Raw genomic sequence first — 13378 nt, 5'->3', positions numbered from 1 at the left:
CGTGAAAACCATATTCTCTTTGACATTGGTTTTAATACTACTATCGAGCTGCGAGAGGGGACTCTCAGACGAAGCAGTCTTTGCGACTTTTCCAAATACCGCCGAAATTTACACAGATAGCCCAGTAGGTTTAACAGACGAATTTTTTAGATCATTTGATCCCGCACTTGGCGCTAATCCTGAAGCCTTTGGTACAGATGATGATGTGGCCTTTGAAGGGAATTCTTCTATAAGAATTGATGTACCAGCTCCAAATGATCCTAATGGGAATTTTGTGGGAGGCATATTCCTGGATAGAGGAGAAGGAAGGAATTTAACAGAATACACGGCCTTAACCTTTTGGGCTCGGGCTTCTATCACCGCTAGTATAGGTTTGGTAGGCTTTGGGACAGATTTTGAAGAAAACAAATTTGCAGTCGAACGACGAAACATTCCACTATCAACAGATTGGCGAAAATACATTGTACCAATTCCAGATCCTTCAAAATTGGTGCAAGAGAAAGGAATGTTTGTTTTTTCTGCAGGAGGCTTAGATATCATCGATTCAGAACCTAACGGGAATGAGATTGGTTTTACCTTTTGGATGGATGAATTGCGGTTTGAAAACTTAAGTACGATAGCCCAATTAAGGCCTGCTATATTTTCTGGAGAAGATTTGACAGAGCAGGGCTTTACGGGAACCATCTTACCAGTCGTTGGTTTAGAAGCCACATTTAATGCACCTAGTGGTGAAAATATTACCGTTATACCAGCACCTCGTTACTTTGATTTTTCGTCATCCAATACAAACGTAGCGTTTGTGAATGAACTCGGGTTGATTGAAATTGTTGGCGAAGGTACCACAACCATCACAGGACAACTCGACGGGGTTTTGGCCCAAGGATCTTTGAACTTAGAAGTACTTGGTAGTTTTGTAGGTGCAGAAACACCTCCGGTTAGGGATCCGGGAGATGTAATATCCATATTTAGTGATGCCTACACTAGTGTTACTAATTTGAACTTCGCAATATTCAATGATCCAAATGTACAGGTCCAAACCCAAAGCTTAAATGGAGATCAGATTGTCAATTATGACAATTTAACTTTTGTAGGATTAGGTTGGGATGGTACAAATGATGTATCAGGGATGACACATCTTCATGTAGATGTACAACTTAGCAGTTCGACAAATCCAGCCCTTACAGTTCAACTAATTGACTTTGGAGCAGATAACGCTGATGGCGGTGGAGATGACACCGGAGGTGGGTTTACTATACCTAGTTCTGAATTGGTAGAAGGTACTTGGATTGGTATAGACATACCTATAAATGACTTTACGGAAGCAACGGCAGTTTTTCCTGGTTCTCCTAATTTAAATAACATAGCAAGAGTTGCCTTTGTATCCAATGGGAGTTCTTTTATAATCGATAATATATACTTCTATAGAGAATAAAAAATTGAAAAATGAATAAGAGTTTAAATAAAATAATTGGATTTCTATTTGTTTCCAGTCTTTGTATTACAGGCTGTGGGACCGATGATACTCAAACAGTTGCTACATTCACTAGTTTGGTAGCAGAAGATAATTTTGATGTAGATGGGCAAATCGATACTTCTTTTTGGAATTTTGACATTGGCGATGGCTCAGAACAAGGAATTCCAGGATGGGGAAATAATGAGTTACAATTCTATACAGATAGAACCGAAAACGTCACTGTAGAGAATGGTTTTTTATTAATCACTGCTCGCCAGGAAGATTTTAATGGAGCGCAATACACTTCTGCAAGATTACAGACCCAAGGAAAAATTCAACAGCAGTATGGTCGTTTTGAGGCGCGGATACGCCTGCCTTTTGGTAAAGGCATGTGGCCAGCTTTTTGGTTGTTAGGTGATGATAGTGATGGCAACATCTGGCCTCAGATAGGCGAGATAGATATCATGGAAAATACGGGGGATGCCCCGACAGAAATATTCGGTACTGTTCACGGACCCGGGTACTCTGGCGCAAGTTCTATATCTAAGACGTATACCTTCCAGGATAGCCGAGTGGATACCGACTTTCATATTTATGGGATAGAATGGGGACCAGACTATATCAATTATTATGTAGATGATGTGTTGTATTACCAAATGACTCCCGAAGTTTTGGCAGAAGAGACTAATGGGGAAGGAGAATGGGTATTCAACGATAGACCGTTTTACATCATTTTAAACCTGGCTGTTGGGGGCAACTTGCCAGGTCCACCCAATGCAGAAACTGTATTCCCTCAAACCATGGTCGTAGACTATGTTCGCGTATATGAAAATATAGAAACTAATTAAACCAATTAAGAAGAAATGATGAAGCGAGCCGTAGCGTATCGTGTTGACTCACAAAGAAATGAGTATGCGGTAAGTTTCATATAACCTCTAAAACAATAATATCACTCATGAAACAATTAATAACAAGAACCGGGATAATTTGTCTTTTGGTAATAACAGTTGCCTTTTTAGGGTGTGAAGATGATGATGATAACAATTTACCGCAAGTTGTAGCAAGCTTTGCGCAAACTATAAATGGAGATACAGGAAGAGTATCTTTTATCAACCTCTCAGAAAATGCAGATAGTTATACTTGGGATTTTGGAGATGGTACGACTTCTACAGAGATCAATCCCGTAAAAACATATCCTACGGGGAATTACACCGTAATATTAACTGCAAAAAATGGAGCAGGAGCAGAAGGTACTTTTGAAGATGAAATTCGTATTAACATTCCTCTTCCAATTACGTTTCCGGTTAATTTTGATGATGCTAATGTAAATTATGAAGTAAGTGTATTTAATGGAGCTACATTTGCGATTGTAGAAAACCCGGATCCTACGGGAGCTAATGCCAGTACTTCAAATGTGGGGCAAATCACGAATAACGGAGCTGCTTTTGAAGGTTTCTTCTTTAATTTGGGTGATCCGTTAGACCTGGCAGAACAAAAATCGGTACGGGTGCTTTTTTGGTCAGATACTCCTGTAGATATTTTACTAAAACTAGAGGAAGGTACTGGAGCAGATGTAGAGGTTACTGCTAGTCACGGAGGAACAGGTTGGGAAGTAATCTACTTTACTTTCGATTCTCCAGATGCTTTTTCAAGATTCACCTTATTTGTGGATGGTCCGGGTACCACAGCAGGCACGTTTTATATAGATGATATTTCACAAATTAATACCGCAGATATCCCTTGTACAGACACTTTATTAGAAATACCAATAGATTTTGATTGTGAAGGGATTGATTATGCAACCAAGATCATAGGTAATGTATCATTTACAGTAGTAGACAATCCACAGTTATCAGGAATAAACAGCGATCCTACTATGGTAGGGCAAATTACAAATGCAGGAGTAAACTGGGAGAATGCTTTCTTTAATTTGGATACGGCTATCGACTTTACCATGGATAAAGGGGTAAGACTGAAATTATACTCAGATCAGGCCTTACCTATTTTATTGAAATTTGAAGATGGTACCGAGGCTCCCGTTGAAAATGTACAAAACCATAGTGGTTCTGGATGGGAAGAATTGACTTTTACTCTTAATTCTTCGGGATCGTATAATGACATGGTGATTTTTGTAGATGGTCCGGGTACGGCAGCAGGAACATTCTTTGTAGACGATATCGAGCAGGTTTCGGTAATGGTTCCAGATCCATGTACTCCAGAGACCACTCAATCTTTGGATGCTGCAGATTTTAATTTAACCTTCCAAACAGATCCAACAGCTAGCATAGCTTCTTTTGATGCAGGTCTGTCCTTTGTCGATAATCCAGATTTTGACAATGCAGTGAATACTTCTTGTAAAGTAGGGCAAATCGATAGATCGGGAGCAGCACTATTTGCCAACAATCAAATTGATTTTGATGCCAAGTTTGATTTTAATGCGAATGGAGGATTTAAGATGAAAGTATGGTCTCCCAATGCAGGAACCAATGTACTGGTCAAACTAGAGGATAAAACCAATGCTGCAATAAATGTAGAGGTAGCAGCTGCCACGAGTGTAGCTAGTGCCTGGGAGGAGTTGACTTTTAATTTTGATAGTGGAGAAAGCGGTAAATACGATAAAATCATATTGTTCTTTGAGTTGAATACCAACACCGAGGAAACCTATTTTATAGATGATTTCAGACTCTTTAACGCTGGCGGAACAGGAGTTGGATGCACAGGAGGACCAACAATGGACGTGACTTCTTTCCCTGTTGATTTTGAGAACTGCGAAGGGTTTAATGTTTCTTTTGGGTCTAATCAATCCAGAGAAATTGTAGATAATCCAGTTTCGGAAGGGATCAATACTTCTGATAAGGTGTATCAGTTTATTAAATTAACAGGTGCAGATGGGTTTGGAGGTTTTCAAAATATTTTCAACACTGGGAGTTTTACAAACAATTCGACGATTACCTTCAAGATTTATTCTACACAACCTAATCAAGAAGTACGTTTAGAGATTGTGGCTATTCCTAATCCTGGAGGTATCGGTAATCCGGCACCTTATACTCAGACGCTAGCAACGGCAAATGATTGGGTAGAAATGTCTTTTGATTTGTCTGCTAATCCCTTTCCTAACTCATCAGACGAAACGGTATATACGATGTTGGTCGTAAAACCAGGAAACGTTGATCCCGGTACCACACCGGCAGATGTTACCTTTTATTTAGACGATTTCAATATCACACCAAACTAATATTCTAACCAATCAAATCTACGGGGTCGAGGATTAGGTTACTTGGCCCTGTTTGAACCAAAATAACAACCTTCTAACTTTAATTAAAAATGGTAAAAGATTCCGTATTAACACCGGGAACAAGGCAAGATAAAGAGATAAAGCTCGAATCGGTCACTATACAAAACGAACAATTTTATAGAATTTCGAATAGTGATCTTATGCGCCCCTTTTTTATGAGTATCGTTAGTGATGCCAATCACTGGATGTTTATATCCAGCAATGGGGGATTATCTGCGGGGAGAAAAAATTCAGACCATGCTATTTTTCCATACTATACTGATGATAAGATTACCGAGTCGTATGATATGACAGGTAGTAAAAGCATTTTTAGAATTAAAAAAGAAGGGAAATTATCAATATGGGAACCATTTTCTGAGCGCTATTCAGGGACCTATCAATATTCTAGAAATATCTATAAAAATACCTATGGAAACAAGATTCTATTCGAAGAAATAAATCACGATTTAAAACTGACTTATAGGTATATGTGGAATTCTAGTAATACCTATGGATTTGTTAGAAAAAGCAGCATCATCAACAATTCGGATTCTGAAATTCAAATAGAAATATTAGATGGCTTGCAAAATATTATGCCACATGGTGTGAATACCGATATACAGGCGATACGAAGTAATTTGGTAGATGCTTACAAAAGGCATCAACTCTTAGATCAAAGCGGATTAGGAATTTATACGCTTAGTGCAATCATTGTAGATCGTGCTGAACCTAGCGAAGCTTTAAAAGCAAATATCGTCTGGTCAAAAGGTCTTGAGAATTGCAAATATCTACTTTCGTCACTTCAGCTCGATCGCTATAGAAATGGATTGAACATAGATCAAGAGGTCGATATTAAAGCTGAAAAAGGAGCTTATTTTGTAAACGCTGAAATTACCACAGCGTCTGGAGGTAGCAAAGATTGGATGGTAGTTGCTAATGTAAATCAAGGGCCATCACAGGTCGTCGAAATTTCGGAAACTATTGCCGCTGATAGTGAGATCATCCAAAAAGTAAATGATGATATAGCATTGGGCACATCGCGATTAATACAACTTACCTCGGCTTCAGATGGATTTCAATTAACTGCAGATAAAAAAGGAAATGCCAGGCACTATGCTAATACCTTATTTAATATTATGAGGGGTGGCATTTTTGATGCGAATTATGTCATCGAAAAATGGGATTTTACCAATTATCTCACTCAAGCAAACAAAAAGGCTTATCAAAACAATGAGGACCTGTTGAAAAATTTCCCGGATACGTTTACACTTTTTGATCTCAGGGAAGCTGCTTATCAGAATGAAGATAAAAATTTCAGAAGACTTGCTTTAGAGTATATGCCACTTAAGTTTAGTAGGCGACATGGAGACCCAAGCCGGCCTTGGAACAAGTTTTCAATAAATACCCAAAGCGAGATAGATGGATCCAAAATTTTGGATTACGAAGGGAATTGGAGAGATATTTTCCAAAACTGGGAAGCCTTGGCGCACTCCTATCCAGAATTTGTAGAAAGTATGATTCACAAATTTCTAAACGCTAGCACGTTTGATGGCTATAATCCTTATAGAATTACCAAAGGAGGGATCGATTGGGAGGTGATCGAAGAGCATGATCCGTGGTCGTATATCGGATATTGGGGAGATCATCAAATCATCTATTTACTGAAGTTTTTAGAATTTTTTCAGGACCATTATCCAGAACGATTACAACCGTTTCTCAACAAGGATAGATTTGTGTATGCCAACGTACCTTATAAAATTAAACCGTACGATGACCTCTTAGTACATCCAAAGGATACTATTGTTTTTGACTATGATCTTGATAAAAAAATACGCGAGGAAAGAGACCTGCTAGGAGCCGATGGAGCGTTGTTAAAAGATCAAAGTGGTACAATTTATCAGGTGAATTTTGTAGAAAAACTATTGGCTACTATTTTGGCTAAGCTGTCTAATTTTATTCCGGAGGCAGGAATCTGGTTAAATACACAACGACCAGAATGGAATGATGCTAATAATGCTTTGGTAGGAAATGGAGTTTCGATGGTTACACTGTGTTATTTACGACGTTTCCTGGTCTTTTTCAAAAAGCTATTATCCAATTCAAAAATTGAGGGGACAGCCGTTTCTGAAGAGCTGATGATTTTCTTTGTTCAGGTTACTCGAACATTAGAAGATCACCAACATGTGCTTTCAGGAAAAATAAGTGACAAAGACCGAAAACTCATTTTAGATGGTCTTGGCGTAGCTGCAAGTGATTACAGATTGTGTATTTATGAGCAATCATTTTCAGGTCGAAAAGAGAATATTTTACGGGATGATTTAGAGGGTTTTGTCAATATAAGTCTTTTGTATATAGAGCATTCTATCGTGGCAAACAAGAGAGACGATAATATGTATCATGCTTACAATTTGATGACCGTAAAAAATAATGAAGAAATATCCATTTCTTATTTGAGCGAAATGTTAGAAGGGCAGGTAGCAGTATTAAGTTCGGGATATTTATCTTCAGTAGAAGCACTTCAACTATTGGACGGTTTAAAGCATAGTCAATTGTTTAGATCAGACCAGTACAGTTATTTGTTATATCCTGATAAAGAACTACCAACATTTACCGAAAAGAATATCATTCCAAAAGAGAAAGCAGAAAGCTCGTCTTTACTTCAGCGTTTGCTTGCTGACGGTAATACGCAAATTATTGAACAAGATATGCTGGGGAACTATCACTTCAATGGAAATTTTAATAATGCAGATAGTTTAAAAAATGAATTGAATAGTCTTTCAACAACATATAAAGAGCTGGCTCAAAACGATCGAGAATTAGTTCTGGAGATTTTTGAAGAAGTGTTTAATCACAAAGCGTTTACAGGTCGATCCGGAACTTTTTATGGATATGAAGGATTAGGATCAATTTATTGGCATATGGTTTCGAAACTGTTATTAGCAGTACAAGAATGTTGCTTAAAAGCGATACGTAATCAAGAATCTGATGAAGTTATCGGGAGATTACTAGAGCATTATTACGAAATTAATGAAGGGATTGGTGTTCATAAATCCCCAGAGTTGTATGGAGCTTTTCCAACAGATCCATACTCACATACCCCTGCAGGCAAAGGAGCACAACAACCGGGAATGACTGGCCAGGTAAAAGAGGATATTTTAAGTCGTTTAGGAGAACTAGGTGTGTTTGTTGAAAACGGGAGGCTACGATTTAATCCATGTTTGTTACGAGCAGAAGAATTTCTAAAACACCCAAAATCATTTCATTATGTCGATGTAACCCAAAAAGAAAAAACATTGCAATTGTATCGGCATGAACTGGTATTCACTTATTGTCAGGTACCGATTGTGTATTCGTTAGCTGCAGAAAATTGCTTGGATATCACCTATCGCGATGGTTCCATCTCTTCTACTCCGGGTCTAAAATTGGACACCACAACAACACAAAAATTGTTTAAGAGAACCGGAGAAATTGAAAGCGTAAAAGTAAATCTTGAGAAAACGATTTTAAAATAATAATACATGATACAAAGACATTACATAGTACAATCACTGGTATTGCTGTTACTGATGTTGTCTTGTAACCAAGAACAAAAAACAAAACAATCTATGCATTCCCCAAAAGGCATTACCGCAAAAGACATTTTAGGCAATCCAGATTACCTGGCAATATCCTATGGAGGGTATCGCAAATCATCGAGAGCTTTTCAACCCACCATACTGCAGTTGAAAGAAGATTTGAGGATCCTACATGCGATGAATATAAAAGTATTAAGAACCTATAATGTGCAATTGGCGCAGGCTTCAAATTTGTTGAAAGCAATACAGCAGTTAAAGCAAGAAGACAAAACTTTTGAAATGTATGTGATGCTAGGAGCATGGATCGATTGCAAAAATGCCTGGACAGATCAAAAACCTAATCATACTGTAGAGAGCATACATAACGAAGGTGAAATACAAAGAGCAGTAGCCTTGGCTAATCAATATCCAGATATTGTAAAGGTAATTGCTGTGGGTAATGAGGCTATGATTAGATGGGCGACCAGCTACTATGTGCCACCAAAAGTGATTTTAAAATGGGTAAACTATTTACAAAACTTGAAAAAGGAAGGTAAGCTACATAGAGACCTTTGGATTACCTCTTCAGATGATTTTGCCTCCTGGGGAGGAGGTGAAGAAAGCTATCATGTAAAAGATTTAGAAGACCTGATCAAAGCCGTGGATTATATATCCATGCATACATATCCTTATCATAATACACATTATAACCCAGATTTTTGGGGAGTTGATGTAGCGGAGGAAGGCCTTTCTTCTGAAGAAAAATTAGAAGCTAGCATGCAAAGAGCCTTAAAATTTGCGCAAAAGCAATATCAAGCAGTTTCAGATTACGTAGCTAGTCTAGGAGTAGAAAAACCGATCCACATTGGAGAGACCGGATGGGCAACAGTGTCTAACGGTCACTACGGGCCCAATGGTTCCAAAGCCACCGACGAGTTTAAAGAAGCCTTGTACTATAGGTATATGAGAGAATGGACTAATAAAGCAGGAATCTCATGTTTTTACTTCGAAGCTTTTGATGAACCCTGGAAAGATGCTCAAAATCATAAAGGTTCTGAAAATCATTTCGGATTAATTACTGTAGATGGCAAAGCAAAATACGCCCTTTGGGAACAGGTAGACAAGGGCGTTTTTGATGGGTTAACTAGAGGCGGAAACCCAATCACTAAAACCTATGATGGAGATATTGAAGAAATGATGAAAGATGTAGAATTACCTGCGGTAAAAGAGATAATGACTGTTGGTTTTTAAAAAATGAGAAAAGAGATTTATAGCATACTAGCAATTGTTTTGATCATGAGTGCATGTACAGATAAAGACATTCTTGAGGTAGCAGTGTACGAAACTTCTGCAAGCGGTAATCAACTGAAGAAAATAGAGGAGTTTCCATCTTCTGTATCCAAAGACCGTATCCTATTAAATCCTGAAAAAAGTTATCAGACGATTACAGGGTTTGGAGGTGCTTTTACAGAAGCTTCGGCATATTTACTCAATAAGTTAAGTAAAGAAAACAGGACCAAAATTATTGAAGCATATTTTGGAAAGGAGGGAGCAAACTATTCGCTTACGCGAACACATATGAACTCTTGTGATTTTTCGCTTAGCCAATATTCATATGCGCCAACAGAAGATAAAGAACTCAAAGATTTTTCGGTAGATGAAGATTTGGAAGATTTGATTCCCATGATAAAAGAGGCAATGACCGTTTCTGAAGAGGGTTTCAAAATTTTTGCCTCACCCTGGACAGCACCTCCCTGGATGAAAGACAACAAACATTGGGTAGGAGGAAAATTATTACCAGAATACTATGATACTTGGGCATTGTTTTTTTCAAAATATATAGATGCGTATCACCAACAAGGAATTCCTATTTGGGGACTTACCGTAGAAAATGAACCTCATGGTAATGGAGACAATTGGGAAAGCATGCATTTTACTCCGGAAGAGATGACGGATTTTGTACAAAATCACTTAGGACCAAAATTAGAAAAAGAAGGTAAAGGGGAAATCAAAATCCTGGGATATGATCAAAATAGAGAAGGGTTAAAAGAATGGGTTGATGTAATGTATAAGAACCAAGCCTCCTCTAAATACTATCATGGGACTGCGATTCATTGGTACGAAAGCACCTATGATTATTTCCCAGAAGCGCTGCAATATGCACATAAAAAAGCACCAAATAAATATTTGATCCAAACCGAGGCTTGTGTAGATGCCGAAGTGCCCCACTGGCGAGATGATGCATGGTACTGGTCCAAAGAAGCTACCGATTGGGGTTGGGATTGGGCTCCCGAAGATAAGAAGCATCTGCACCCCAAATATGTACCCGTATATCGGTATGCAAGAGACATTATTGGCTGTTTAAACAATTGGGTAGATGGATGGGTAGATTGGAATATGGTTCTGGACCGACAAGGGGGTCCTAATTGGTTCAAAAATTGGTGTGTTGCTCCGGTAATTGTAGACCCGGATACCGACGAGGTATACTTTACGCCTTTGTACTATACGATGGTGCATTTTAGCAAATACATTCGCCCTGAAGCCAAAATCATTGAAGTGAACCACTCAGACTCAGAAATCATGGTAACCGCTGCCAAGAATCTTAATGGATCTATTACTGTAATAGTGTTCAATCCTACAGCAAAATCAAAACAGTTTTCATTGATTCTCGATGAAAAATCAAAAGATATTTCTATTAACGCACAGGCTATTCAAACAATAGTAATTAAAACTTAGAACGATGTCAAATATTAAAACTGCCGCAAAAGATAAAGTACCTGTAGGTCAAAAAGCCGCTTTTGGCGCGGGCCATCTCATCAATAATTTAATTCCAGGAATACTTGGGGTTTTTGTCGTTATTCTCAAATCTCCCGAGGGTTTTGCAATGAACACGATTTTGGCGGGTTTAATTGTAGGAATTCCTCGTTTGTTTGATGCGATTACCGATCCGGTGATGGGGTATATTTCGGATAATACCAGTTCAAAATATGGTAGAAGAAGGCCCTATATTTTCTTGGGGGCGATATTTACAGGTTTAATTTTTGCGGTTTTGTGGCAAGTACATGATGTAAATCCTGAAATGTACAACTTTTGGTATTTACTGTGTTTTTCTATCCTTTTGATTTTTGGAAATACTATTTTCTCCACTCCATTGATAGCATTAGGATATGAAATGACATCAGATTACAATGAGCGAACCCGACTCATGAGTTTTGCCAATACTATTGGTCAAATTGCCTGGATGTTGGTTCCCTTTTTGTATGTGTTGATTCCCGATAAAAACCTGTTCGATTCGCAACCAGAAGGGGTACGAAAAATAGCATTGATATCTGGAATTGTTATCGTGGCTCTTGGGATTTTGCCAGCGCTGTTTTGTAGAGGAATTGATGCCAGCAAAATGAAGGGACGAGAAGAAATAACACTAAAAAGTATATGGAGCAGTATGGGGAAAATATTTAAAGGGATCAAACTGGTATTCAAAAATGCTCCTTTTGTAAAATTGTGTTTGGCTACCTTTTTAGTGTTTAATGGTTTTCAAATTGTAGCAGAGTTTGGAGTGTTTATTATCAATTTCTACATGTTTGACGGAGATTGGGGGCTTCAAAATGGTGGGTAGCACTTTTCCCGGCGGTAACTGCAGCATATACTGCCTTTATTGCCATCCCTATAATTAATTGGATGGCAAATAAATATGGTAAGCGCAAAGCATTTATAATTGCTACAACCATTTCCATTATTGGATACCTATTAAAATGGTGGGGCTTCAACCCCGAAAACCCTTATATGATTTTCTTACCGATCCCATTGATGGCATTTGGGATGGGGTGCTTGTTTACGTTAATGATGTCCATGACAGCTGATGTTTGTGATTTGGATGAGTTAGAAAATGGAATGCCGAGAAAAGAGGGAACCTTTGGAGCTATCTACTGGTGGATGATAAAAGTTGGACAAGGACTGGCATTGGTATTTTCAGGGATTATCCTTAGTCTATTAGGATATGATCCAACGGCATCTACACAAACTGCGGAAGCGTTAACAGGAATGCGAATTACAGATATCGCATTACCCGCCATTACTGCAGGGTTAGCGATTTGGGTAATGTGGAAATATAGTTTGACCGAAGATAGAGCAAGAGCAATTAAGGCAGAATTGGTAGAGCGTAGAGGAGAGTTATAATTTTTAAATAGAAAATGTACAATCATGTCAATTAGAACTGAGAAATTTTTAGCATTAGCATCGATAGATTATGCAGGGAAGAGTGTAGAAGACCTGCAAGAGATGTTCAGAGAGTTTTTGGCAGAAGGCATGTATGGATTGTGTTTTAGTCCTTATGTAGAAGGCCAGCAACCAGGAGATCAGTTGTCTGAAGCACAGATAAGACGACGTATGGAAATCATTGCTCCACATACCAAATGGGTACGATCTTTTTCTACTACAGAAGGAAATGAGCTGATTCCAAAAATTGCGAAAGAATATGGAATTAAAACCCTGGTGGGAGCATGGTTAGGAGACGATGATGCTATCAACCAAAAAGAAGTAGCCAATCTTATTGCATTGCATGAAGAAGGATGTATTGATATAGCCGCAGTGGGAAATGAAGTATTATATCGAGGGGATTTAACAGAACAGCAGTTATTGGACTTTATTCATCAGGCCAAATCAAAAATAAAAGATATCCCGGTTGGGTATGTGGATGCCTATTATGAGTTTGTAGATCATCCTAGAATTAGTGAAGCTTGTGATGTTATTTTGGCCAATTGTTACCCATTTTGGGAAGGCTGTGATCTGGATTATTCATTATTGTATATGAAAGATATGTACCAAAGAGCGCTACGAGCAGGAAATGGAAAAAAAGTAATCATTTCTGAAACAGGTTGGCCAAGTAAAGGAACAAATCTGGAGGGAGCCTTCCCATCATACGAAAATGCAATTAAGTATTTTATCAATACCCAAAAATGGGCGAATGAAGAAGGAATCGAATTGTTTTATTTTTCATCTTTTGACGAGTCCTGGAAAGTAGGTGCAGAAGGCGATGTAGGCGCGTACTGGGGGATTTGGGATAAAAATGAAAAGATGAAGTTTTAAGCTTAAACCGAG

At 38.3% G+C, this 13378-nt stretch carries 9 protein-coding genes; all 9 read left to right on the top strand.

Annotated elements, in window-relative coordinates; genetic code table 11:
- Position 1 precedes the first annotated feature (1 nt).
- The 9 genes from AC0L3Q_RS21175 (at position 2) to AC0L3Q_RS21135 (ending at position 13366) form a co-directional block, all read left to right on the top strand.
- Positions 2 to 1432, top strand: coding sequence for a glycosyl hydrolase family 16 (locus tag AC0L3Q_RS21175; protein ID WP_473282684.1), 1431 nt, complete (start codon positions 2 to 4; stop codon positions 1430 to 1432).
- Positions 1433 to 1443: 11 nt separating this feature from the next.
- Positions 1444 to 2301, top strand: coding sequence for a glycoside hydrolase family 16 protein (locus tag AC0L3Q_RS21170; protein ID WP_473282682.1), 858 nt, complete (start codon positions 1444 to 1446; stop codon positions 2299 to 2301).
- Positions 2302 to 2408: 107 nt separating this feature from the next.
- Positions 2409 to 4688 carry a PKD domain-containing protein gene (locus tag AC0L3Q_RS21165; protein WP_473282680.1) on the top strand — a complete coding sequence of 760 codons (2280 nt, stop codon included), beginning with the start codon at positions 2409 to 2411 and terminating at the stop codon, positions 4686 to 4688.
- Positions 4689 to 4777: 89 nt separating this feature from the next.
- Complete coding sequence (locus tag AC0L3Q_RS21160) at positions 4778 to 8239, top strand: hypothetical protein (protein WP_473282679.1); 3462 nt, start codon at positions 4778 to 4780, stop codon at positions 8237 to 8239.
- A 6-nt stretch (positions 8240 to 8245) separates the two neighbouring features.
- Positions 8246 to 9532 carry a glycosyl hydrolase family 17 protein gene (locus AC0L3Q_RS21155; RefSeq protein ID WP_473282677.1) on the top strand — a complete coding sequence of 429 codons (1287 nt, stop codon included), beginning with the start codon at positions 8246 to 8248 and terminating at the stop codon, positions 9530 to 9532.
- Between the two features lie 45 nt (positions 9533 to 9577).
- Complete coding sequence (locus AC0L3Q_RS21150; RefSeq protein WP_473286994.1) at positions 9578 to 11017, top strand: glycoside hydrolase family 30 protein; 1440 nt, start codon at positions 9578 to 9580, stop codon at positions 11015 to 11017.
- A 4-nt stretch (positions 11018 to 11021) separates the two neighbouring features.
- Positions 11022 to 11897, top strand: coding sequence for an MFS transporter (locus tag AC0L3Q_RS21145; protein WP_473282676.1), 876 nt, complete (start codon positions 11022 to 11024; stop codon positions 11895 to 11897).
- Positions 11873 to 12457 (top strand): MFS transporter, encoded by a 585-nt coding sequence (locus tag AC0L3Q_RS21140; RefSeq protein ID WP_473282674.1) that lies wholly within the window; start codon positions 11873 to 11875, stop codon positions 12455 to 12457. Before AC0L3Q_RS21145 ends, AC0L3Q_RS21140 begins: the two co-directional genes overlap by 25 nt.
- Before the next feature lie 24 nt (positions 12458 to 12481).
- A complete protein-coding gene (locus AC0L3Q_RS21135; protein WP_473282672.1) occupies positions 12482 to 13366 on the top strand; it encodes a glycoside hydrolase family 17 protein in 885 nt (294 codons plus the stop codon).
- Positions 13367 to 13378 lie beyond the last annotated feature (12 nt).

It is taken from the genome of Aquimarina sp. KJ22-3 (assembly GCF_055808215.1).
The sequence above is the reverse complement of the archived record's forward strand: the minus strand, read 5'-3'. Positions and strand labels throughout refer to the sequence as shown.

Bases quoted from the DNA above. Each gene is read 5' to 3' on its own strand.
- AC0L3Q_RS21170 (WP_473282682.1), top strand. From the start codon at position 1,444: ATGAATAAGAGTTTAAATAAAATAATTGGATTTCTATTTGTTTCCAGT.
- AC0L3Q_RS21165 (WP_473282680.1), top strand. From the start codon at position 2,409: ATGAAACAATTAATAACAAGAACCGGGATAATTTGTCTTTTGGTAATA.
- AC0L3Q_RS21160 (WP_473282679.1), top strand. From the start codon at position 4,778: ATGGTAAAAGATTCCGTATTAACACCGGGAACAAGGCAAGATAAAGAG.
- AC0L3Q_RS21155 (WP_473282677.1), top strand. From the start codon at position 8,246: ATGATACAAAGACATTACATAGTACAATCACTGGTATTGCTGTTACTG.
- AC0L3Q_RS21150 (WP_473286994.1), top strand. From the start codon at position 9,578: ATGAGTGCATGTACAGATAAAGACATTCTTGAGGTAGCAGTGTACGAA.
- AC0L3Q_RS21145 (WP_473282676.1), top strand. From the start codon at position 11,022: ATGTCAAATATTAAAACTGCCGCAAAAGATAAAGTACCTGTAGGTCAA.
- AC0L3Q_RS21135 (WP_473282672.1), top strand. From the start codon at position 12,482: ATGTCAATTAGAACTGAGAAATTTTTAGCATTAGCATCGATAGATTAT.